This window comes from Streptomyces sp. NPDC001933 (assembly GCF_042890955.1).
Lineage (GTDB): Bacteria > Actinomycetota > Actinomycetes > Streptomycetales > Streptomycetaceae > Streptomyces.
In genome coordinates this window covers 1-21028 of record NZ_JBIASS010000027.1, presented here as the reverse complement: position 1 = coordinate 21028, position 21028 = coordinate 1, and the positions used below count along the sequence as shown (strand labels likewise).

The 21028-nt window shown below is 68.2% G+C and carries 17 protein-coding genes and 2 pseudogenes; 7 read left to right on the top strand and 12 right to left on the bottom strand.

Annotation, left to right across the window (positions count from 1 at the left end):
* Nucleotides 1–110 precede the first annotated feature (110 nt).
* Nucleotides 111–686, bottom strand: a complete 576-nt coding sequence (locus tag ACFYY7_RS38760; protein WP_388669075.1) for a type II CAAX prenyl endopeptidase Rce1 family protein — start codon at nucleotides 684–686, stop codon at nucleotides 111–113.
* A 39-nt stretch (nucleotides 687–725) separates the two neighbouring features.
* The gene (locus tag ACFYY7_RS38755) at nucleotides 726–1676 is read right to left on the bottom strand and encodes a phytanoyl-CoA dioxygenase family protein (protein ID WP_388669072.1); all 951 of its coding nucleotides are present in this window, start codon (nucleotides 1674–1676) and stop codon (nucleotides 726–728) included.
* Nucleotides 1677–1797: 121 nt separating this feature from the next.
* Here ACFYY7_RS38755 and ACFYY7_RS38750 point away from each other — a divergent pair, with 121 nt between their 5' ends.
* Nucleotides 1798–2772 carry a helix-turn-helix domain-containing protein gene (locus ACFYY7_RS38750; protein ID WP_388669069.1) on the top strand — a complete coding sequence of 325 codons (975 nt, stop codon included), beginning with the start codon at nucleotides 1798–1800 and terminating at the stop codon, nucleotides 2770–2772.
* Between the two features lie 119 nt (nucleotides 2773–2891).
* On the opposite strand, the gene ACFYY7_RS38745 is transcribed toward ACFYY7_RS38750, so the two are convergent.
* The 3 genes and pseudogenes from ACFYY7_RS38745 to ACFYY7_RS38735 form a co-directional block, all read right to left on the bottom strand.
* On the bottom strand, nucleotides 2892–3029 hold the full coding sequence (locus ACFYY7_RS38745) for a hypothetical protein (RefSeq protein ID WP_388669066.1): 138 nt from the start codon (nucleotides 3027–3029) through the stop codon (nucleotides 2892–2894).
* A 708-nt stretch (nucleotides 3030–3737) separates the two neighbouring features.
* Nucleotides 3738–3935 (bottom strand): annotated as a pseudogene (locus ACFYY7_RS38740) (transposase); the annotation flags it as partial.
* A gap of 912 nt (nucleotides 3936–4847) precedes the next feature.
* Entirely contained in the window at nucleotides 4848–5156 is a 309-nt protein-coding gene (locus ACFYY7_RS38735) for a hypothetical protein (RefSeq protein WP_388669063.1), read from the bottom strand.
* A 106-nt stretch (nucleotides 5157–5262) separates the two neighbouring features.
* On the opposite strand from ACFYY7_RS38735, the gene ACFYY7_RS38730 reads away from it, so the two are divergent.
* Nucleotides 5263–6273: a hypothetical protein gene (locus tag ACFYY7_RS38730; protein ID WP_388669060.1), complete on the top strand. Its 1011-nt coding sequence runs from the start codon at nucleotides 5263–5265 to the stop codon at nucleotides 6271–6273.
* Between the two features lie 548 nt (nucleotides 6274–6821).
* Here the strand turns inward: ACFYY7_RS38730 and ACFYY7_RS38725 are convergent.
* Nucleotides 6822–7148 carry a hypothetical protein gene (locus ACFYY7_RS38725; RefSeq protein WP_388669057.1) on the bottom strand — a complete coding sequence of 109 codons (327 nt, stop codon included), beginning with the start codon at nucleotides 7146–7148 and terminating at the stop codon, nucleotides 6822–6824.
* 292 nt (nucleotides 7149–7440) lie between these two features.
* Here ACFYY7_RS38725 and ACFYY7_RS38720 point away from each other — a divergent pair, with 292 nt between their 5' ends.
* Both ACFYY7_RS38720 and ACFYY7_RS38715 read left to right on the top strand, forming a co-directional pair.
* A complete protein-coding gene (locus tag ACFYY7_RS38720; RefSeq protein ID WP_388669054.1) occupies nucleotides 7441–8559 on the top strand; it encodes a PP2C family protein-serine/threonine phosphatase in 1119 nt (372 codons plus the stop codon).
* Nucleotides 8560–8758: 199 nt separating this feature from the next.
* On the top strand, nucleotides 8759–8944 hold the full coding sequence (locus tag ACFYY7_RS38715; protein ID WP_388669051.1) for a hypothetical protein: 186 nt from the start codon (nucleotides 8759–8761) through the stop codon (nucleotides 8942–8944).
* Between the two features lie 421 nt (nucleotides 8945–9365).
* Here ACFYY7_RS38715 and ACFYY7_RS38710 read toward each other — a convergent pair whose 3' ends face one another.
* The 6 genes from ACFYY7_RS38710 to ACFYY7_RS38685 form a co-directional block, all read right to left on the bottom strand.
* Nucleotides 9366–10571 carry a hypothetical protein gene (locus tag ACFYY7_RS38710; RefSeq protein WP_388669048.1) on the bottom strand — a complete coding sequence of 402 codons (1206 nt, stop codon included), beginning with the start codon at nucleotides 10569–10571 and terminating at the stop codon, nucleotides 9366–9368.
* Between the two features lie 445 nt (nucleotides 10572–11016).
* Nucleotides 11017–11481 carry a hypothetical protein gene (locus ACFYY7_RS38705; RefSeq protein WP_388669045.1) on the bottom strand — a complete coding sequence of 155 codons (465 nt, stop codon included), beginning with the start codon at nucleotides 11479–11481 and terminating at the stop codon, nucleotides 11017–11019.
* Nucleotides 11482–12294: 813 nt separating this feature from the next.
* Nucleotides 12295–13509 carry an XdhC family protein gene (locus ACFYY7_RS38700; RefSeq protein WP_388669042.1) on the bottom strand — a complete coding sequence of 405 codons (1215 nt, stop codon included), beginning with the start codon at nucleotides 13507–13509 and terminating at the stop codon, nucleotides 12295–12297.
* 181 nt (nucleotides 13510–13690) lie between these two features.
* Nucleotides 13691–15901 (bottom strand): xanthine dehydrogenase family protein molybdopterin-binding subunit, encoded by a 2211-nt coding sequence (locus ACFYY7_RS38695; protein ID WP_388669039.1) that lies wholly within the window; start codon nucleotides 15899–15901, stop codon nucleotides 13691–13693.
* Complete coding sequence (locus tag ACFYY7_RS38690; RefSeq protein WP_388669036.1) at nucleotides 15898–16887, bottom strand: FAD binding domain-containing protein; 990 nt, start codon at nucleotides 16885–16887, stop codon at nucleotides 15898–15900. Before ACFYY7_RS38690 ends, ACFYY7_RS38695 begins: the two co-directional genes overlap by 4 nt.
* Before the next feature lie 2 nt (nucleotides 16888–16889).
* Entirely contained in the window at nucleotides 16890–17408 is a 519-nt protein-coding gene (locus ACFYY7_RS38685) for a (2Fe-2S)-binding protein (protein ID WP_388669033.1), read from the bottom strand.
* A gap of 709 nt (nucleotides 17409–18117) precedes the next feature.
* Between ACFYY7_RS38685 and ACFYY7_RS38680 the strand changes: the two genes are divergently transcribed.
* The 3 genes and pseudogenes from ACFYY7_RS38680 (at nucleotide 18118) to ACFYY7_RS38670 (ending at nucleotide 20310) form a co-directional block, all read left to right on the top strand.
* A complete protein-coding gene (locus ACFYY7_RS38680) occupies nucleotides 18118–18330 on the top strand; it encodes an ATP-binding protein (RefSeq protein ID WP_388669030.1) in 213 nt (70 codons plus the stop codon).
* Between the two features lie 27 nt (nucleotides 18331–18357).
* Nucleotides 18358–18543: pseudogene (locus tag ACFYY7_RS38675) on the top strand (helix-turn-helix transcriptional regulator); the annotation flags it as partial.
* A gap of 690 nt (nucleotides 18544–19233) precedes the next feature.
* Nucleotides 19234–20310 carry an MBL fold metallo-hydrolase gene (locus ACFYY7_RS38670; RefSeq protein ID WP_388669027.1) on the top strand — a complete coding sequence of 359 codons (1077 nt, stop codon included), beginning with the start codon at nucleotides 19234–19236 and terminating at the stop codon, nucleotides 20308–20310.
* The last annotated feature ends 718 nt before the right edge of the window (nucleotides 20311–21028 follow it).

Genomic DNA, 21028 nt, shown 5'->3' with positions numbered 1-21028 from the left:
ATGGTGACCGACGTACGGGCAGCGCGTCACACTGCTGACCAGTCGCTACGGGACACCCCGACAGCTCCCTAGTAATGCCTAGTAGGAGACGGCGAGGTTGGCGCGGGCGGTCAGGGTGCGGGGGTGTTCGTTGCCGAGGAGTCGTTCGCGGTCGGCGAGCACGCGCTTTCGCCCGGCGTGTGCCGACGTGTGACTCGGCGGCACGCCAGGAATGCGATCGCGACGGCCACCAGGTACAGCGGTACGAGCAGCACCGCGTTATCGGACGCCTGCTCCACCGTCACGCCCGCGTCGCGGGCCTCGCCCTGCAGCATGATGCGGTTCACGGTCAGGACGGTCAGGTGCGTGCCGATCGCCGCCCACAGCTGGGCGTGACCCACGGCCGCACGGGCGGCGATCAGGGTCGGGCTGAAGACCGTCAGGAGGATGAGGTAGTCGACCGGGTGCTGCCCCTCCGGGACGATGCCGATGTGGCCCGGCTCGTCACCGGCCAGCCGGGCGATGCCAACCGTCACCAGCGTCGAGGTGCCCGGTACGAGCAGGAAGACCGCCGTGGTGCCGAGCGCCGCCAGTGCGGGCCCGAATCGTCTGCGCGGCGATGTCCACGTGTAGCCGCGCAGCGTCGTCTCCTCGGGCAAGGCTTCAAGCAGGAACGCGACCGTGCGGCACGCGGAAGGTGGCTTCATCTTGGGGAATCTCACGTCGGTGCATCCTCAGCCATACCGTCAGGTCCCGCACCCGCCCTCGCCACTGGGACGGACATGCGCGGTCGCGAGGTCCTCCGTGCCCTTCCACGCGTACGGATCGTTTCCGGCGACCAGCACGACGTCCCGGCAGTCGTGTCTGGCCACCCACTCCCCCTGAGGGAGGGCGCCCCAGGGCAGCAAGGACGAGGCGGACATGTAGTGGTTGACCAGGGCCCGGCGGAATCCGCGCTCCGCCGAGTTGGGTAGCGAGCGGTGGAGCAGATAGCCGTTGAAGAGGACGACGGTGCCGGCGGCGACCTCTACCGGCACCGCGTCCTCGTCCCGGTACGGGAAGGCGTACGCCTCGTCGGAGCAGTCGAAGCGGGCGTCCTGCTGTGCGCGGGCCGGGTAAATGACACCGGGCCGGTGGGAGCCGGGCAGCACCCAGAGGCAGCCGTTGCGGACGGTGGCGTCGTCCAGCGCGATCCAGGCGGCGGTGAGCGAGCGGTCTCGAGTGGGGATGAAGTACTCGTCCTGGTGCCAGGCCTGACCGGGCTTTCCCTCGGACTTGATGAACAGCATTGACTGCATGGCCTTGACGTCCGGCCCGATCACGCCGGTGAGGGCGGGCACCAGGGCCGGGATGGAGAGGGCGGAGCGCAGGACGGGCGAGACCTTGTGCGGCTGGTGGATGCAGAGGTAACCCCGCATGGTGTCCGCGTCGCGCTCGTCCGGGGTCCGGGGGGCGGAAGCGGCGTCGTGCTGCTGGGCTTCATTCGTATGCTGAAGAACTCCGGGCAGTGGCCCTCGCTCGCCACGGCAGACGGCCGCGGCCTCGGCGCGCAGTTCGCGGATGTCGTCCTCGTCCAGGACGTCGGGGAGTACGGCGAAGCCGTTCTCGGCGAAGTGCGCCAGGTCGTAGTGGGCCGGGTCGGCGTGGAGGTGGGTCTCGGCGGGCGCAATGTGTCCGTCGCGGGAGGCTGTTGTCATATGCAGCAGCATCCGGTGGACGGGTGGCGGAGGTCCATGCCCGGTAGCGCCTCAGGCATGACCAATCCAGACATGGACGCGGGTGCGTACGCGACGCCCCTGCGCCTGGCACACTCGTGGAATGCCACCTGTACCGACTGCCCCCCTCGACTGCCATCGGGACGAGTCCCGCGTTGCCGCGCTCTTCGGCGGCCTGGCCGACTACCCGCCCGGTGCCGCCTTCGGGCCGCGACGGCTGGTCGATTGGGAGCTGGTGTGGGTGCTGAGCGGCGGCGCGGAGTGGCAGCGCGGCCCCGTCCGGATCGAGCTCGCCCCGGGTCGCCTGCTGCTGCTCCCGCCCGGCTCGCCAGACGTCTTCGACTGGTCCCGGCACGGCCCCACCCGCCACGGCTATCTGCACTTCCGGATAACCGATCCAGACCTCGCCGCCCGGATCGGACCCCAGCCGCTGTTGCGGGAATTGACCGACCGCGACCCACAGCGCGCCCTCGCCCAGTATCTGCTGGCGCTGATCCCCGGCTCGGGCCCTCCGGAATGGCCGGAGCAGGCGGCCCGGGTGCTGGAGCTGCTGCTGGAGATCATGCTGGACGGGCCGCTGCCCGGGGGCGCAGAGGACCTCCGGTTGCCTGCCCCGGTGCTGGACGCGGCAGAGGCGGTGGCCGCCCAATGGTGCCGGGACGGCAGGCCGGGGGTAGTGCGGCTCGAACGGCTCGCCGCGGCGGCCGGACTGTCGGAACGCCAGCTGGGCCGGGTGTTCCGGCAACGGCTCGGGGAGGGGCCGGTGAAGGCCTTCGAGGTGGTCCGGCTGTCGCGGGTCGCGGAGCTGCTGGCCCGCTCCAACCTGACACTGGCCGCGGTGGCCCGCAGCTGCGGCTACGCCAGCCCGTACCACCTCTCCCGGCGCTTCCGCGCCGAGTACGGGGTCTCACCCCGGGAGTATCGGGTCAGTGCAGGCGGGCAAGACATCGACGGGAGCGGCGGATCCTTCCTCCGCCCGGACCCGGTCGCCCGCCGCGGGCTCACCGCCCTGGCCCGGGTCGTCGCCCAGGCCGAGGACCGGCAGCGCGGCGGCATGGCCGGACCAGGGGACCCCTGAGCGGACCCGATTCGGGCAAGGGCGCTCTTGGAGCCCCTGCGGAGCGGCGCAGCAGCATAGCTATGCGCCGCGGCCGGTGCGGTTCAGTGCGGTGCGGTTATGGGCGATGGCGGGCCCACTTACGGCCCGGCCTGCATCGACGCCTCGCCCCGCAACTCGTCCTCGCCGGACACACACCCGCAGACACCGGCCGCCTCCTCCGCGACCACCCCGACGCCACCTCCGCGTTCCTCACCGCACTCACCGGTCACTGGCACCCCAATGTCCGCAAACCCACATGCCCCCAAACCCCCGTACTGCGCGCAGAACCGGCTCCGCGCCAGGGGCGGGTGCTGGTTCGCCGCATGCGGGTTCCGACCAGGTGCGTGCTCAGCCGTCATCGCTCTGATCGGGCGCGGCCTGGAGCTCCACGAGCCGGAGGCCGGGGCCTGTCTGCAAACCGCGGCAGGGGTGTCATTGGCCGGCACCCCGGATTGCTCCTGAGATCCGAAATTCGTTCACGTTGTCCCACGAGTCCCGGGACCGGTGGGATCTTCGCGGGCAAGGGCAAGCCTGCTGCCGTTGTTGTGGATTCCGCCGGTCTGGGGGCTGCTCCAGTTTTACGTGTGCGCTTCGGCCGGACCTGGAGCAGGTAGTGCTCCGCGATCGGCTCGTCGTCGTCCTGCACGCCATCGGGGATTGATGTCCCGTCCTCGGACGTGCAGGCGCAGGCGGTACTGGCCTGGTCCTGCGTGAGCGATATTGGTCTCGTACGGCTCCTGCGGTCTTCGCCGGTATTGCCCGTGAGGTCGCTGTAGCGGAAGCCGGCTGTCCATGAGGTGAGGCCAGTTCCCTCGGTCTCGTCCCACGATGCGGAGTCCGGGCCTGGGGCGGCGTCGGCCTGGAGGACGGAAAGCAGGATGGTTCCGCTGTAGCAGCAGAGGGTGGCGGCGAGGCCGAGGAAGGCCAGGTAGTTGCGGGGGGTGGCGTTCGTAGCGGTGGTTGAGTCGGCGGTAGCCGGTCAGCCAGGACATGGTCCGTTCGATGACCCACCTTCGGCGTCCGAGCCGTTCGCTGGATTCGATTCCTTTGCGGGCGACACGGACGCCGATACGTTTACCGCGGAGCCATCTCCGCAGGTCAGGGATGTCATATGCCTTGTCCGCGTGAAGTTTGCGGGGTTGGTAGTGCCAGCCGAGGTGGGGGTCGTGTCTCGTTTGGAGACCGGCCGCCATGGGCTTCAGGCCCTACCTGTCGTGGGGTGGGCATCGAGGTCGGTTCTGCCGGAAGTGTCAGTGCTGCCCGGCATAGTGTTGGTCATGATCAACGACTTGGAGAGCACCGACTGGGCATCCTTGGGGCACGCCTACGGACCGGCCAACGACGTGCCGGGATGGCTGCGCAACATGGTCTCGCCCGACCCTGACATACGGAGAGAGGCGTTCGGCAACTTCTATGGCGCAGCGCTCCATCAAGGGAGCGTCTATTCGAGCACGGTGGCCAGCCTGCCGTTCCTGTTCGCGATGGCGGACGACCCTGCGACTCCTGACCGAGGGGAAGTCGTCGCGCTGCTGCTCAGCATTGGGCGGGAAGCGATCGATGCCAAAGAGATCTACGCCGTCATCTGCGGCGACGACGGGGAAGATTCCACGATCTACCCGGACACCGCGAACCTGATGCGCGAACACGCCGACGCCTTCGTCGCCTACGCCAGTTACCCCGACTCACGGGTACGCAGAGCGGCGATTGAGGGGCTGGGTCTCTTCCTGGACGATGCCGAACGGGCGGTGGAACTCCTACGGGACCGCCTCGTGGAAGAGAGCGGAGTCCCCGAGCGTCTGCTGGTGGTGCGGACGATGGCCGACCTGGCGCTCCGTCTGCCTGCGGCCGCTGCGCCGGCGCGAACGTGGCTGGACACGCTGGCCGACTGCGGCACGACCGATCCGGACACCCACCTGGCGGCGCTCGTCCACCGGGCCCGCTGCGCTCCCGAGTCCATCGACGACCAGACGGTGCCGACCGCTATCGAACTGCTCCGCCAGGTCACACCCGCACCCCAGCCCGAACAGGACCAGGCGCGAGGGGACCGGGACCCCTCACGCCCGTGTGCGTGCGAGGCCGAGCCCGAAACCGATCCGAACGTCCCCGGGCACATCGCCGCCGCCTTCGCCGACCTCGAACGGCAGGGCCGCGTCCACGCTCCCACCACCCCTTTGCTGGTGGCCTTCCATGCGGCCCTGGGCGCGCGTGTCGAAGACCGGACGGCTCTGCTCGCCGAGCAGCTGTGCAGCCCGGACCCGGGCACCCGGTACGACGCCATCGACATGGCACGCAGCCTCATCACGTCCCTGCGCGGTGATCACACCCGTCTGGTGCGACTCCTCGGCAACTGCCTGCTGCCGCACGACTCCTACACCGCTGCGGCCGCGGCCGAGGCCCTCGGATACCTGGCCACCCTCGCCGAACCGGCCCGGGAAGCTCTCGCCGCCTACATCACCACCCATCGGCCCGATGCGTGGGCGGAGTCCGCGCCGCGCCCTGCGCCGCGCCCACCAGCAGGCCGTCGTGGCGCTGGCCGGCCTCGGAGACGAGAGGGCCCTGCCCAGTCTGCTAACCGCGCTGGACACCGACACCGACGCCTGGCGCGCCGTGAACGCGGTTGGCCACCTGCCCCAGTCCGCCACGGAACTCACGCCCCGGCTCGTCCACCGTCTCGCCGACGTCGACCACTCCCGGGAGTGGCCCGATGTCAGCCCTGCGGCTCTCGCCTCCGCCCTCGCCAAGCTCGGTGATCCGGCGGCCGTACCTGCCCTCGTAGAAGCCGCCCGAGCCACTGTCCGGCACAAGCAATGGCGCACCGCAGAGCCTGTCCTGAAGGCGCTTGCGTCGTTCGGTACCCGCGCCGCATCCGCCCTGGACGTCGTCCGCCCCCTCACCGACGCGGACAACGTCTCCCTCCGCACCGCCGCGGCGGGCGCCGTCTGGGAACTCGAACGCCGCCCCGAGAACGTCGCGCCACTGCTGGAACGCCTCCTCGACCACCACCGGAACTTCGACGCGATCGACCTCGCCGGCCGGATCGGCCCTCCCGCCGCAGCCGTACTGCCGCGCCTGCGACAGATCCTGAACGAGCAGGTCGAGCAGAACGCGCGCAACGAGCAGAACGATTCGGCCGTGCTGAACGACTCCTGGACCCTCGTCCACGCCGCGTCAGCCCTGTGGGACACAGGCGGGGACGACGAGGCCGACGTCGTTCTGCCGGCTCTACTGAACGCCTGGAGGGACAACGACTCCACCGCGTGCGACGTCGTCGCCTGCCTCAACCGTATGGGCCCGGCCGCACACCCCGCACTGCACCGGATCGAGGCCGCGATGGCACAGCCACAGCGCGGCGGAGAGTCCTGGGGACGGGGAGTCGCCCGCGACCTGGAGTTTCAGCGCAACTGCCGTGCCATTCTGACCCGCCTGCGGGACCTCCCGGACCAAGGCGTGAGCAGTTCCGGCGCAGAAGAATGCCGGTGAGAACGATCACGGCCTTATGGGGGAGTGGTTCGAAGTCGGAAGGTATCGCCTGCCCTCGAACCACTCACACGCCCGTGACGCCGGAGGCCGTGATCACGGGCGGGTGTTCCCTCGCCTCGGCCTCAACTCCGGTCGCCTGCTGGGCCTCACATGCGACACACACTCTCCGGGCGACCGGCACCGGGCAAGGCAGAAGCCCCTGCACCCCGCTGCTGTACGCGGTGCACCCCCCTCGCGCGGCGAGGCGGTGTACGTCTCCTTCGCGACGCCGACCGGTCCGCTCCACAACTGTGCTTCCACGGGAGCCCCCTGCCGTCTGTCGTGCTGACCCTGGCCGTGGTCGCCGGCCCGGTGACCGGCACCCTGGTCTCCACCGACACCTGGGAACGCCTGCACTTTCGCCGGCCCGGCGACCACGACGACACCCTGCGCCGGGTCGTGCGCCACGCGATCGGGCACCTGGACGACGCTACGGGGAGAGATAGGGCGTCGGGTCGGCGTTGCAGGCGGTCAGTAGGACGTTGTCGACGCCTCGCTCGGTCTGCCGATCACCCCTCGTGAAGTTCATTGAGCCGGGCTTCCAGCCTTTCGAGCGCTTCCCGTTGCTGGGTGTTGAGTAGATCGACCGAGTACTCGGTGAAGATGCCCGTCGACGCTTCGAGATCGATGGAAGTTTCTGATGCGACGAAGTCTTTGATGACAGGTGCCATGGTCGTCATGAATTCTTCGATCAGATCGCTCATGTCCTCCTCGGTGCTGCCGGGCTCGAACCGTGCAAAACGTTCGGAGACGGTGGTCGTGGCCGAAACAGTCCCGGGCGCGGTGAGTTGTTCGTAGAAGCCGGTGAGGCGGTGCATCCCCTGCCCGGCGCACATGAGCCAAGCGAAGGCCACCTCGGCGCCCGGAGAATGCCCAGGTCAGCGCCCCGGTTCGAGGCACTTTTCGACGCCGGGGATCAAAAGGCGAGCTCGGACGAACGGCTGGCCGGGTCTTTCCGTGCCGGTTCCTCCCGGGAGGACCGCAGTCCCGTACTCCGGAACGGTCTCCGGAGCGGGTGCGGCACCGGCGCCAGATCCGCGAGGGGCCCTTGGCGCGGTATCCAGAGGCGCCCGCCACACAAATCCGACATTGTGTAAGAGGGGCTCACTGCGTCCAGGCGGGACAGTCATGAAAGAACCAGAAATCGACTACATCGCGGTATTCCAGGCCCTTCCAGGGGCGGTGGCCCTCCTGACCCCACAACTGTTCTTCGTGGACGCCAACGAGGAATGGCTGCGCGTGATCAACCGCAGCCGCGAGCACGTGATCGGCCACTACATGCCCGATGACTACGCCGACCAGCCGAACCATCCCAACGCGGCCGTGGCGCGCAACATCGAGGAGTCCCTGCGCCGGGTCACCAGGACCGGCAGGCCCGAGACCATGGAACTGCAGCGGTTCGATCCGACGGACGCCATCGTGCGGCCCCGGGCGGCAGAGGCACGCTTCTGGAGCATGACCAACATCCCTGTCCCGGGCGCGGACGGACAGGTCGCGCTTCTGCTGCACCGGGTGGAGGAGGTCACCGAACTGATCCGGGCCCGCGCCGTCGCGTTGAGCCTGCAGGAGGCGATGCTGCCTGCGCCGCGCACGGTCGGACGCCATCCGGTGGCCGTGCGTTACCGGCCCGCCATCGGCGCGCTGGAGGTGGGAGGCGATTGGTACGACCTGGTGGATGCGCCGGGCGACCGCCTCGGGGTCGCCGTGGGCGACGTGGTCGGTCACGGACTGGCCGCGGCCAGTGTCATGGGGCAACTGCGCAGTGCTCTCAGCGCCGCCTCGCGCTCCTGCGTCGATCCGGCCCGCGCCCTGGAGATCCTGGAGCTGTACGCCCGCTCCGTCGTAGGAGCCGAGAACACGACGGTGGCCAACGCATTCATCGACTGGAAAACCCACTGCATCACCTACAGCAGCGCCGGCCACCTGCCGCCGGCCTTGTTGCGGAGTGACGGCACCGTCGAACTCCTGGACCGGGCCACCGACCCACCACTCGGCGCCTGCATCGAGCAGGGTTCCCGGTCACAGGCCACGACGCCCTTCACCGAGGGCGCACTTCTTGTGCTGTACACCGATGGTCTGGTCGAACATCGGGGCGAGGACATCGACACCGGCCTTGACCGGCTCACCGACTCCCTGACCCGCCACTGCGGAGCCGCGGCCGAGGATCTTGCCGATGCCCTGCTGACGGAGTTGTTGCCGTCGACAGGCATCAGGGATGACACCGCCCTCGTCATCGTGTCACTGTAGGCAGCCCTTCTCGTCGTTCAGCCGATCGATGTCTGATCGCGGACGTCACGGGAGCCGGATTCGCGAACAGCCGTGCAGCAAGCGAGATTTTCAGACTGCGACAGGGGCCGATGGCCACTTCAACGGAGCCAGAAGGCGCAGTTTTTCCGATAAAAGCACCAATTCGGGGCCTGATCTTGGTACTCAGACCTCTCTGCCCATGAACCGGCCCCCTCTTCAGACCGGACGCGAACTGCCACTGTCCGGCGCCACGCTGGCCGGCCTCGAACTCGACCTGGGCTGCTGCCGGCTGGCAAAAGCGGACTTCACGGGCACGCAGTTCCACGGCACCATGCAGCTCGACGACTACCCGTTTCACCCGCGGCGCACTGCTACGCCTGCCTGACGGCGGCGGGTTCCGCCACGTTCCGCGGGCCGGTCCGCCATGACTGCGCGGACCTCGGAGGGGTCATTTCGCCCTACCCGGAGGCGAGGACGTCTGCCCGGTCGGCGGTGGAACAGGAGACGCTGTGACTCACCAGCGCCATGGTGCCAAGGGGAACCGACACCTCCAGGCCAGGGCGGGCTGCAGGTCAAACCCAGCAAGGGCTGGGCGGCCCCCCCGGAGCCAGCCGCCGCGATCCGCTTCCACGACGTGGAGGAACCGCACCGATTGAGAGCCGGCCTCTTCCACCGCCCCGGCGACGGCTACCGGTGGCACGCCGTTTCACGCGGCGGTACAGCCTCGACGGAGCCGTCAGGCCCGGGTTCGCTCCTCGGACCGGACGTGGGTGCGGAAGGTTCACCGCGTGCGCTGTGCAGCGTATTCAGGCTCTGCGGAGGATTTCCGCCCAGCGCTCCGGGAGGTCTAGGAGGGAGCTGCGGGCCTCGTCGGCGACCGAGGTGCAGCGGACGTTGTCCGGGGTGCGGGTGAAAGAGACGTACGCGGGGAAGTCGTCGAAGACGTTGAGCAGCATCGAGGCCGCGCGCAGTTCTGCGCCGAACACGGTGAATTCCTCCGGGAAGGAGACGCTGCTGACCACGAGCGGGGTGGACCGCGGGGTGAGCATGGACCGGGTGGCGCGTACGCCGAGCCTTGCCGTCGATGGCTTGCCGAGTTTGCGGTACGCGTCGCGCAGTTGCAGGTCTCGGACCTCCGCGATCTGTGTGCGGATGTCCTTGATCGCTTCTTCGAGTGAACCGATCCGATGGGGGAACGTGAGGCGGTAGACGCCGACGAGGTTGCCGGCGTGGTGCCGTTCTTCCGTGGTTCTGGTGGACACCGGAATGCCCGCGACGACGTCGTGTCGGGACTGCGTCGGTGTGCCCTGGTGCTGCGAGGCGGCGAGGGCCACGCCGAGTGCTGCCAGGCTCACGTCGTTGAGGCTCGTCCCGTGGGAGTCCGCGAGTGCTCGCAGTGTCGAGACAGGGACATCGCGGTGTGCCGAGCACCTTCCCTCGTGCCGTGACGAGGCGGGTGGGGGAATCCATGCGGAGCGGTGCGCCAGCGCGGCGGCCATGTCCCTGAGGGCTCTTGCCATGCTTCGGGTGCCGGGCCGGTCGGCGGTGTGCAGGCGGGCTCCCTGGCTGGGGACGTCGGGGAGCAGGGTGGCCAGGGCGTGGGTGGCGCCGACGCCGTCCAGCAGGCCGTGGTGGACGCTCAGGCAGACCCGGAAGAACGTAGTGCTGCCAGATCGGGTGAGGAGCCGGATGTTCCAGGGCGGTGAGTCCGAGGCGAGGTCGAACGGGCTGCGGACGATGCGGTCGGTTTCGTCGTCGACGTCGGTCACGTCGATCCGTAGAACCCGCTTCGGAACGGATGCGAGATCGGTGCGGAGTGCTGGGACGAGCGCCAGGCGGTCGGTGACGCGTCGGATCAGGAGTTCGGCTGTCGGCGCAGGACCTTCGCAGTCCAGCGCCAGTGTGACGATCGGCTGGTCACGGCCGTCGAGGGTGAGGAAGGCGCGGTCGAGCAGATTGAGCCGGCGGTCGGCTAGAGCCGTCGTGTCGGGTGCGAGGGAGGTCGAGGTCACAGGAGTACGTCCAGGCGGGGAGAACAGCGCTTGATGAAATCTTCTGGGGCCGGGGTGAACCCGGGCGTCCAGCACAGGTCTGGGAAGGCGACGGCGGGGCTGCCGGCCAGCCCCAGCAGCGAGCTCTCGGGAATCCGCGTGCCGCCTCGCGGTCCGATCCACCCCCGCTCTTGAGCCCAGCCGATGGTCCGGGCTCCTCATCGGGGCGTGCTGCGGTCCCGGTGAAGTCCAGAGACAGCCGGGGAACACGGAGGAGCCCGAAGATACGGGCGCTGGCGACGTCAGTGCGGAAAGAGGGCTCACACGGCTCCTTTCGAGGTGAACGGCTTGACCGAGCCGCAGGCCGGCCCTCGGCTACAACGCCATGCCAGCAAACGGGACACGGCTACACCGACGGCCCCCGCCAGTGAACTCGTCGAGGGTGTCGGGGCCGATTGCTGTCGGTCTACCTCGCGTCTTCGTCGGTGTAGTGCTTCTCAAGGAAGTCGGCGACGCTGCCGACGGCCACGGAGGAGACGAACGCCTTGGCGAGCACCTCCTTGTTGATGGCGTCGGCGTCCTTGTCCTTCTCGGCCGCGGGCAGGCTGATGTGGTGGCGCAGGGCCAGTTGTCCGTCGACGACGACAGCGGCGGGTTGCCGCCAGTCCTCGCCGAGGTAGGCGAGGAAGGCGTCGGTATCGACGTTGGCGACGGGGCCGATCAGGGAGGTGACCGCGATCCAGCCCGTGTCCTTGCCGTCGTACTCGAAGTGCAGCTTCTGGCGGCGCTTCTTCGTGGTGCCGTCCTTGAGCTTGAGGGTCTGCTCGAAGGTCGCCACCGCCTTGGTGTCCTTCGTCCCCGTTCCGCCCTGGACGTTCTCGGCGCCGAGTGCCTCGGTGAGGAGTTCGACGAAGTAGTGCCATGTGGCCATCGGTGTACCTGCTCTCATGATCGCGCTGGTGTGCCCCGTGCTCAACGGGCGGGCCCGGCTCCGGTCACGGCCGCGGTTCGTGTCGTCTGCGCTGGTCAACGAGCCGGCACCCGGGAAGGCCCGGTGAGGCTTTCCCCGCCGGCCGCAGTCACCCGTCGTCGTCCAGCCTCCGGCCCCGACCGACCCCGGTGACACAGTGCGCGTCGCCGGACAACGGCACTTGGGCGAACTTCCCCGCGACGACGCAGGAGCCGCCAGCGACGCGGCCCGCCAGGGTATTGCCCTTAGCCCCGGGGAGACCTTGCCGTCGCTCGTGCCTGGGGGCGCTGGATGTGCACTTCCGGTGCGGCGTCCCATAGATCAGAGAAGGGGGGCGCTCGGTCCCGGTTGCGACGCCCCCGCACGGGGTCCTGGGGCAGAGGCACGAGGGGTAGGACCCACCGAGCGACGTCACACAGCCGCGCCGCATGTACCCGTTGGCCTCCGTGATCGCCTGCACGTCGCGTACGTCCTTGTTCGTGTTGGTCTGTGTCATGCACTCATGGCCTGACAGGCCGGACGTATCGGGAGCGCATTTACCCAGCCCGGTCGATGAGTTGCCGTTTTCGACGTACCAGAAGTCGGCGGTCGGGATGCTGAGCACGCACCTCACCGCCGTAGCAGTTCGCCACCACCACGTGCTGTCCGTCCGGAGCGTCCGTCAGATGGAGGCAGCCGCTGCCCGCCAGTGACACCCGGTTCAGGAATTCCAGGGTGCTGGCACGCGGGTCGATGGCGAGGACGTCCGCGCGAACCGGGAACGGTGTGGGGGTGTCAGCGCCCGATTTGGTCCAGAGGAATCGGGGTCCGAAGAGGGGCCCGGTGGGCGTGATAGACGGTTCCGGATTCCCTCAACTGCGCAGTGGCCACCGACACATCACGATGAATTGGCACGCGCGCCCCCGTCAGCGGCCGACCGGTCCCGCCCTGCCGGTCGGCCACGAACTCCGCCGCGATCGACAGGGCTGTCTCCTCCGGTGTACGTGCCCCGAGGTCCAGGCCGATCGGTGAGTGCAGCCGGTCCAGCTCGTCTTGCGGCACCCCCACTTCACGAAGCCGCGCGACCCGGTCCTCGTGGGTGCGGCGGGACCCCATGGCTCCGACATAGGCCACCGGGAGCTTAAGGGCGAGCGTCAGCAGGGGTACGTCGAATTTGGCATCGTGCGTGAGGACGCACAGCACCGTGCGTTCATCGACTTCCGTCGTCTCCAGGTAGCGGTGCGGCCACTCGATGACGATCTCGTCCGCTTCCGGGAAGCGCGCACGGGTGGCGAACACCGGGCGCGCATCGCAGACGGTGAGGTGGTAGCCGAGGAACTTCCCCAGCCGCACCAGTGCCGCCGCGAAGTCGATCGCGCCGAAGACGAGCAGGCGCGGTGGCGGTGCGCTTGACTCGACCAGCAGGTTGACTGGCTTGGGGCAGTGGGCACCGTCGCCTCCCACCACCACCGTGCCGGTGCGGCCCACGCCGAGCATGGCCCGTGCCTCTGCGGCCGCACGACGGGTGAGTTGGTCCTGGCCGCCCAACGACCCCTCGTGCGTGCCGTCGGGCCTGACGACCAGAGGCAGTGCGAGTGGCAGTTCCGCGGATCCGCTCACAGTTCGGGCCAGCGCGACCGTCTCGCCTTTGGTCACCGCGGTCAGGAAGGCGGCGAATGCGTCCCGCGTCGGCTCGCCGGCCCGCACCGGTGTGACCAGGATTTCGATGGTGCCACCGCAGGTCAGGCCCACTGCGAAGGCGGATTCATCGCTGTACCCGAAGCGCTCAAGGACCGGCTGACCGTTTCCTATGGCTTCCTTGCAGAGCTCATACACCGCCCCTTCGACACAGCCTCCGGAGACCGAGCCGACAGCGGTGCCCTCATCGTTCACGGCCAGGGCTGCACCTGGTGGGCGCGGTGCGCTGCCGCTGACCGATACGACCGTGGCCACCGCGAAGTCGTGCCTCTGCTGGATCCAGCGGTGGAGGTCTGAAGCGATATCCAGCATTTCGTTCTCCTGTGGACTTTCGGACTGCCGGGTGCGCGTCGGGCATCGGGCGCGGAGCCGTTCAGGAGGCTGCGCAGGTACCGCCCTTCCCGCCGGCAGGAATGGCCGTCGGGAAGGGCGGCGACCGAACGCATCGTCCGTACTCAGGAATCGGCCGCGCGGCGGGACTACTCCAACCCGGTCAGATCATGAGCTGATCGATGGTGAACGGCACCGAGCGAAGGCGCTGCCCCGTGGCATGGAACACCGCGTTGCCGATGGCCGCGGCCAGCCCGACAAGCCCGACCTCGCCGACCCCCTTGGTGCCCACGGCGGTGGCCCGGTCCGGACCGCCGACGAAGTAGACCTCCATGTCCGGGACATCCGCGTTGACAGGCATCAGATAGTCCCCGAACGTGGCGTTGGCGATCCGGCCGCTGCTCTTGTCGGTTTCGGTGTTCTCGAACAGTGCCTGGCTGATTCCACCGACACTGCCGCCGATGATCTGGCTGGTGGCGGTCTTCTCGTTGAGGATCCGCCCGCCGTCGATCGCCGAGACCACCCGTGCCACCCGCAGCAGGCCGAGCTCGGGGTCGATGCGCACCTCGACGAACTTTGCTCCGAAGGCGCTGGCGGTGGCCATCCCCAGCTCCTTGACCTGCGGTGGCGTGCTCCTGCCGTCCGCGCTCAGTTCCTCGAGGCCGTGGCGGGCCAGGATGTCCGCGTACGACTCCCCCTGCGTCGGCTCGTCGACGCGCTGGATGCGCCCGTCGGCCACCGTCACGTCGTCGAGCAGGCAACCGCGCAATGGGGACTCGGCGTCATTGGCGACCACGTCGAGGAACTCTTGCACCAGACGGCGGCAGGCGGTGTGTACGGCGTTGCCGAGGGCTCCCGTGAGACCGGAGCCGCCGGCCTGCGGTGCGTAAGGCATGTCGGAGTCGCCGAGGTCGAACCGCACGGAGGTGACGTCGAGACCGAGGAGTTCGGCCGCGAGCTGGGTCATGACCGTGTAGGTGCCGGTGCCGATATCAGTGGCGGCGCTGCGCACGTGCGCCGAGCCGTCCCGTCGTACGGAGGCACGGGCCTGGCAGGGCACCTGGTAGAAGGGGTAGGAGACGCTGGCCATGCCGTAGCCGATGAGCCAGCGCCCGTCCCGCATGGACCCGGTCTCCGGGGTGCGCTGCTCCCAGCCGAACTTCTCGGCGCCCGTGCGGTAGCAGTCCTTGAGGGCGTTGCTCGACCACGGAAGGCCCAGAACCGGGTGTTGCTCCGCGAAATTGCGCAGACGAAACTCCAGTGGGTCCATACCGATGGCGTGGGCCGCCTCGTCGATCGCGGACTCCAGGGCGAAGTTGCCCTGGCCCTCGGCAGGGGCACGCATGGAACCTGGACAGGGGATGTTCAGCCGGGCCTGCCGGTCCCGGGTCAGCACATTGGGGCAGGCGTAGCCGACGGCTGAGCCGAACGACACCGGCTCGTAGTCGTCGTCCTCCATGGCCACGGACGAGATGCTGTGGTGCTCGATGGCCACCAGGGCTCCGGCGTGGGTGGCGCCGACCTTGATCTGCTGGACGCTGTTGGGCCGGTGCCCCACCGACGTGAACATTTCGGGGCGGGTGAGCACCAGCTTGACCGGGCGCCTGACCTGCCGGGCGGCCAGCACGGTGAGGATGACGTGGGGCCACATCCGCAGACCGGCGCCGAAGCCGCCGCCGACGAACGGGGCCAGCACCCTGATGCCGCTCTCGGGCACCTTGAAGATGGCGGCCAGTGAGGTACGGACGTTGTGCGGCCATTGGGTGGAGTCGTGGACCGTGAGTGACTCGCCCTGCCAGATGGCGAGCGTGGCCATCAGGCCCAGTGGGTTGTTGGTGTTGTCGGGGGTTGTGTAGGTGCCCCCGACGATGACGTCGGCCTGGTCGAATCCGGCGGCGACGTCACCGCGTTCGGTGTCCATGCCCCAGGGGTTTTCCACGATCGGTGCCCGGGGGTCTTCCATGTCGAGAATGGCCTTGTCGGTGTCGTACTCGACCCGGACGAGCTGCGCGGCGTGCTGTGCCTCCTCGGCGCTCTCGGCCACGACGATGGCGATGTGCTGACCGTAGTGGAGGATGCGGTCGTCCTGGATCGGCGCCGGAGGCGAGCCGCCCAGCAGGGTCACTGGGCCGCGCTCCAGATGGGGCGCGTTCAGGTGCGTGATGACGCTCAGTACCCCTGGTGCCGCCTCAGCCTCGGAGAGGTCGATCGCACGGATACGGCCAGCGGCGATCGTGCTCCTCACCAGCGCGGCGTGGGCCATGCCGGGGACGGTGAAGTCGTTCGGATAGTGGGCCGAGCCGGTCACCTTGAGCGGAGCGTCGATTCGGTCCAGGCCCGCACCGACGACGGTGCCGGTTTCGAGGGTCGTCATGACTGGGCTCCTGCCACGGTCTCAAGGGTGCGTACGAGGGTGCGCTTGGCCAGTTCGACCTTGAACGCCGTCCCCGGCAGAGGCCGGGCGCCCTCAACGGCGGCCTCGGCCGCCGAGCGGAAGACCTCCGTGTCCACCTGGGAACCGCGCAGCATGTCCTCGGCGTCCCAGGCCCGCCAGGGCAGTGTGCCAATGCCGCCGAGCGCGACGCGGGCCTCTCGGATGACGCCGTTCTCGATGACGAGCGCCGCGCCCGCCGAGGCGAGGGCGAACTCGTAGGAGACGCGGTCCCGGACCTTGATGTAGTGCGAGTGGGTCGCCGCCGGGAGGAGGGGGATCTCGACGGCCGTGATCAGCTCGCCGTGGTCCAGGACGTTCTCGATCTGAGGGGTGTCGTTCGGCGGCAGGTAGAACTGCGTCAGTGGGATTGCCCGCGTGCCGTTCTCACTCTGGGTATGGACGATCGCGTCGAGCGCGGCGAACGGGACGGCGACATCTGAGGCGTGAAGGGCGATGCAGTGATCGCTTGTGCCCAGAATGGCGTGCATGCGATGGATGCCGGTGATGGCGGCGCAGCCGGACCCGGGATCGCGCTTGTTGCAGGCTGGGACGGTGGGGTCGCGGAAGTAGCGGCACCGGGCGCGCTGGAGCAGGTTGCCACCGATGGTGGCCATGTTCCGGAGCTGGGTCGACGCCCCGAGAAGCAGGGCCTCCCGGACGAATGGCAGGCGCGCGCGGATCACGGGGTCCGCTGCCAGTTCTTCCATCGTGGTGAGCGCGCCGACCCGGATGGTCGTGTCGGCGTGGAGGATCCCCTTGAGCGGCAGACGGGTGATGTCCACCAGACGCTCGGGACGGAGTACGCCGTCCTTCATCAGGTCGAGCTGGGTGGTGCCGCCAGCGAGGAAGGAGGTGTGCCGGTCAGCAGAGACGACGGCCACGGCCTCGTTCGTGTCGTTCGCCAAGGTGTATTCGAAGGGGTGCATGATCAGCTTTCCTCCTTCACTTCGCGGATCGCCGCGCGGATGTTCGGATACGCGCCGCAGCGGCAGATGTTGCCGCTCATGAACTCGCAGATGTCCTCTTCGGTCTCCGCGCGGCCCTCTTCGATGAGACAGACAGCCGACATGATCTGACCGGGCGTGCAGTAGCCGCACTGGAAGGCGTCGTGCTTCACGAAGGCGGCCTGCATCGGATGAAGTCGGCCGTCGACCGACAGCCCTTCGATCGTGGTGATCTCGCGCTCCTGGTACTGGGCGGCGAGCCCCAGACACGCCACCACGCGTTTACCATCGACCAACACTGTGCATGCGCCGCACGCCCCCTGGTCGCACCCCTTCTTCGCCCCGGTGAGACCCAGGTGGTCCCGCAGGGCGTCGAGCAGCGTGACCCGCGCATCCACCTGAAGGGTGTGGACGATGCCGTTCACATGCAGAGTGATGGCCACTTGCGGCGGATCGTGGGGCGCCTGGCCGCACAGGCGTTTCTCGGTGTCTGCGTGCGTCATGACGCCTCGATTCTGATTCACGGGGGTGTGATGTGTGCTCTACGGACGGAAGGCCGGGTGGAGGGCTACCAGCCGCCGAGTGCTCACCGGTGGGGCATGGGGCAGGAAGCGAGTGGAACGCTGACCGAAGGAGGTGATCCCGCGCCGGCAGTCGAGCAGCGGCGCCGTAAGGGCCTGTCCCGGAGGAGGTGGGTAGCCCCTTACGTTGACTGGGAGCATCAGTTGGAACCTTTGCTGGAGTCGGGAGTCCCCGGTGTCGTAGGGCACGCACGACTATTCCCTGGACCGCCCGTGGTAGCACCCGGGAGGAACACGGGCCGAGTCCCTGGGGTACCGGGGGTAGTCGAGGTGCCGCGACATGTGGGGATCGTGGCGCCCAGGCTTAGGCACCGCACGAGTGACACCGAGGATGCAGCTGTTCACGGGCTGTGGCAGGCCAGCGCAGGAGGGGCGCAGTGTCCCTTGTCAGCCGGTCCGGGCATGCAGGGGAATGGCTCACGAGCCTCGTGGGGCCGATGCACTCTCGATCTCGGTGAGTAGATCCGACACTTGTCGCGTTGTCCGTCGTGGCTTGATCTTTTTGGTGCCTCCCATGGATTATTCGTTCTTCGGCGCGGCGGCGAGCCGACGGTCAGCATCGCGACGAGTAGTCCGCCGTTCAGGCTCGGGGGATTGTGCGCGTGATCGGTGTGCAGGGAAGGGGCCTGCGGTGAGTGGCGCGACAGGAACAAATCCTGCTGGTGAGCGGTTGGTGGGCCGGGAGGCCGAGTGCGAGGAGCTGGATCAGCTGCTGGCGGCGGTCCGGGCCGGCGAGAGCCGGTCGCTGGTGGTCCGCGGCGAGGCCGGCGTCGGAAAGTCTGCGCTGCTGGAGTATCTGACGACGGCGGCTTCCGACTTCCGGGTGGTAAGTGCAACCCGGTGAGCCCGCCACCGCACGAGGAACGAATTCACGGCTCAGGAGGCACAGATCGTCCGACTCATCCGCGAGGGCCTGAGTAACGCGGAGATCGGAGCGCGGCTGTTCATCAGCCCGCGGACGGTGGAATGGCATGCGAGCAAGGTGTTCGTGAAGCTAGGGGTCACGTCACGAAGACAGTTGCGGGCGGGCGTTTCCACTGGAGGACAGGAGAAGTAGCGCCGCGGTGAGGTGAATCGGTGTCGCCGTGCTGTGACTGTCAGGTCGCGGGACGGTGTTGAACCAAACACAGAGCTGGCCTGCTCGTGGTGTCAGCTCAGAAACGTCCGCTCGTCTGCATGGTCGGCGAAATGCATTGGGCGGTCTCTGCCACCGTTCGTGTACTGGCCTCGGTCGCCCGCCGGCTCGTCGCCGCGTACGTGGCTCTCGTGTTCGTCGTCTGCAATCAGAGAGAGGAGAGTCGGCTGGCGGGGCTGCCGGAGTCGGACATCGAAGGCATACGCGGCGATGGCGCACGAGCGTTGCCGGCACGGCCGAGCAGATCGGGTAGACCTTTCAGTGCCGACCGGAACGTCTGCAAGCCCCGACCTGGCGGTTGGTGTTGGCGGATGCGGCCATGGTGCTTTACGTGCGAAGACTCGGAGAACCTGGAGAGCGGAGCCCAGGGATATTGCCAGGGCAACACCCGGGTGCGGGGACCCGCCCACCGGGGGCAAGCTGTCGGCGTGGCTCGACGAACTCCCCATCCAGATCAGATGGTTCATGCCATCGGACTGTGGTCCACGGTCCGATGGCATCTGACGAGGGATCTGGACCCGGGGCGACGTGGCACTGACCCGGCTCGTGGAGGCGTTGAGCCGGCCTGCATATCTCTGACACGGATTCAAATGCAAGAGGAATGGGAGAGTCATGGCCAATCCGCCTGTCTTCAACAAGCCCGACTTCTACGCAACGAAGTGGGGATTCCCCGAGTCCCGGCCGGAGGACCACGCCCCGGCTCCGGAACAGTTCATGCCGGAGTACCTCAGCGACCCCACGTTCTACGAGAAGGGCTACCACCTGGAGAACGTGGGTGACGGCGGCAATTTCTACTGGGTCACCAGCCCGTCCGGCTACGACGCTGGGTTCGTGGTCACGGGCAGCGGGGTCGTAGTGATAGACGCTCCCCCTGGACTCGGCGAGAACATCCAGGCTGCGGTGCGGTCCGTCACGAGGGAGCCGGTCACCCACCTGGTCTACAGCCACTGGCACTCCGACCACATCGGTGCGGCCTCCCAGTTCGGTCCCGGCGTCAAGATCATTGCGCACGAGATCACGCGGGAACTGCTGGCGCGCTTTCCTGACAAGTATCGACCGCTGCCGACCGAGACGTTCGCGACCGATGCCACGCTGGAGGTGGGAGGCACGACGCTTGAGTTGTCCTACAAGGGCGCTGACCACTGTCCGGGAAACATCTACATCTACGCCCCGGAGCAGAAGGTTCTCACGAAGATCGACATCGTGAGTCCCGGCTCAGTGACCTTCGCGCACTGCGACGTGTCGGAGAACATCAGCGGCTACTACCAGGCCCACGACGACATTCTGTCCTATGACTTCAAGGCCCTCATCGGCGGGCACATCTCCCGCTGGGGCACCCGCCAGGACGTGGAGATCGTCCGTGAGTACTGGCACGACCTGCTGGCCTACGCGGAGGAAGGGCTGCGGCAGATGAGCACCGCCGAGGCCATGCAGGGCTTCACACGCGGGCTGGGCCGCGAGTACTACATGGTCGGCGGTGAGAACTGGATCAACTCGATCGCCAACTATGCCACCGAGAAGACCCTCAGCAAGTCCACGTCCAACGGGCAGACCTGGCCGGAACGCCTGGCCGGCGCCACGATGTTCACCAAGTACCACGCCTGGACGGTCGCGGAGACTTTCCGCACCGAGCGAACTCACTTCGGCTACCAGAAGGAAGGCAGCGGCGGCCCGTTCTACATCGCCTGATCCCGGTGCCGGGCGGCGGGCCCCACATCCCCCGTCACGAGGGGCTCCCTGCCCGGCATCTTCTCAACTGAGGCTGGTACCGGCTTTCGCAGGCATTGCGTCCGACAGGCGCGGGACGTGAGGGCTGTGCCCGAGCCTGATCCGCTGGTCCGGAATCACCTTGGGCGCCGTGGATGCGGCTGAACGTCTGGCGCTTGCCTTGGTGAACTGGCCCGGTGGCCGCGCCGTACTCGGCCTGTCGGCCTCCTCAAACCAGAGGATGATGTATCAACCCAATGGTGAAAGGTGGGGGCGTTCACGTGCGACGCGCGTCCGCATGAGGCCCGGCGGCGAACCTCGCTCTACGTGCCCTCGGAAGGTGTGTGGCCGGTGATGGGGTGGAGTTATCTCTGGTTGTCGACGAGGTGCGCCGCTCGGGGGGTTTACATGCCATCTGACGTGCAAATATAGCGGGATGCTGGCCCCTTGCGCTGTCGCGGGCCTGTGTTTGGTGCACGGGCTGGCCAACCTTCGTTGCCAGCGACTCGGGCGCCCCGACGGCCGCCCGTGTGAGGCGTTGTTGCTTTTCCGGGAAGGGTGAAGCATTCCTTACTGATTTCGGCGTTTCGGGGTCTGGATTTGTTTCGGGATGGGTGACGCGGTCCGTCCGGGCTGGTACGCCGGAGGCATGCGGTATCCGGACGGGGGCGGGCTGTCCGCCGAGCAGCGTAGGCGCCGG

Coding starts and splice junctions, on each gene's coding strand:
- ACFYY7_RS38760 (WP_388669075.1), bottom strand. CDS start 686: ATGAAGCCACCTTCCGCGTGCCGCACGGTCGCGTTCCTGCTTGAAGCC.
- ACFYY7_RS38755 (WP_388669072.1), bottom strand. CDS start 1,676: ATGACAACAGCCTCCCGCGACGGACACATTGCGCCCGCCGAGACCCAC.
- ACFYY7_RS38750 (WP_388669069.1), top strand. CDS start 1,798: ATGCCACCTGTACCGACTGCCCCCCTCGACTGCCATCGGGACGAGTCC.
- ACFYY7_RS38730 (WP_388669060.1), top strand. CDS start 5,263: ATGCGTGGGCGGAGTCCGCGCCGCGCCCTGCGCCGCGCCCACCAGCAG.
- ACFYY7_RS38725 (WP_388669057.1), bottom strand. CDS start 7,148: ATGTGCGCCGGGCAGGGGATGCACCGCCTCACCGGCTTCTACGAACAA.
- ACFYY7_RS38720 (WP_388669054.1), top strand. CDS start 7,441: ATGAAAGAACCAGAAATCGACTACATCGCGGTATTCCAGGCCCTTCCA.
- ACFYY7_RS38715 (WP_388669051.1), top strand. CDS start 8,759: ATGAACCGGCCCCCTCTTCAGACCGGACGCGAACTGCCACTGTCCGGC.
- ACFYY7_RS38705 (WP_388669045.1), bottom strand. CDS start 11,481: ATGGCCACATGGCACTACTTCGTCGAACTCCTCACCGAGGCACTCGGC.
- ACFYY7_RS38700 (WP_388669042.1), bottom strand. CDS start 13,509: ATGCTGGATATCGCTTCAGACCTCCACCGCTGGATCCAGCAGAGGCAC.
- ACFYY7_RS38695 (WP_388669039.1), bottom strand. CDS start 15,901: ATGACGACCCTCGAAACCGGCACCGTCGTCGGTGCGGGCCTGGACCGA.
- ACFYY7_RS38690 (WP_388669036.1), bottom strand. CDS start 16,887: ATGCACCCCTTCGAATACACCTTGGCGAACGACACGAACGAGGCCGTG.
- ACFYY7_RS38685 (WP_388669033.1), bottom strand. CDS start 17,408: ATGACGCACGCAGACACCGAGAAACGCCTGTGCGGCCAGGCGCCCCAC.
- ACFYY7_RS38670 (WP_388669027.1), top strand. CDS start 19,234: ATGGCCAATCCGCCTGTCTTCAACAAGCCCGACTTCTACGCAACGAAG.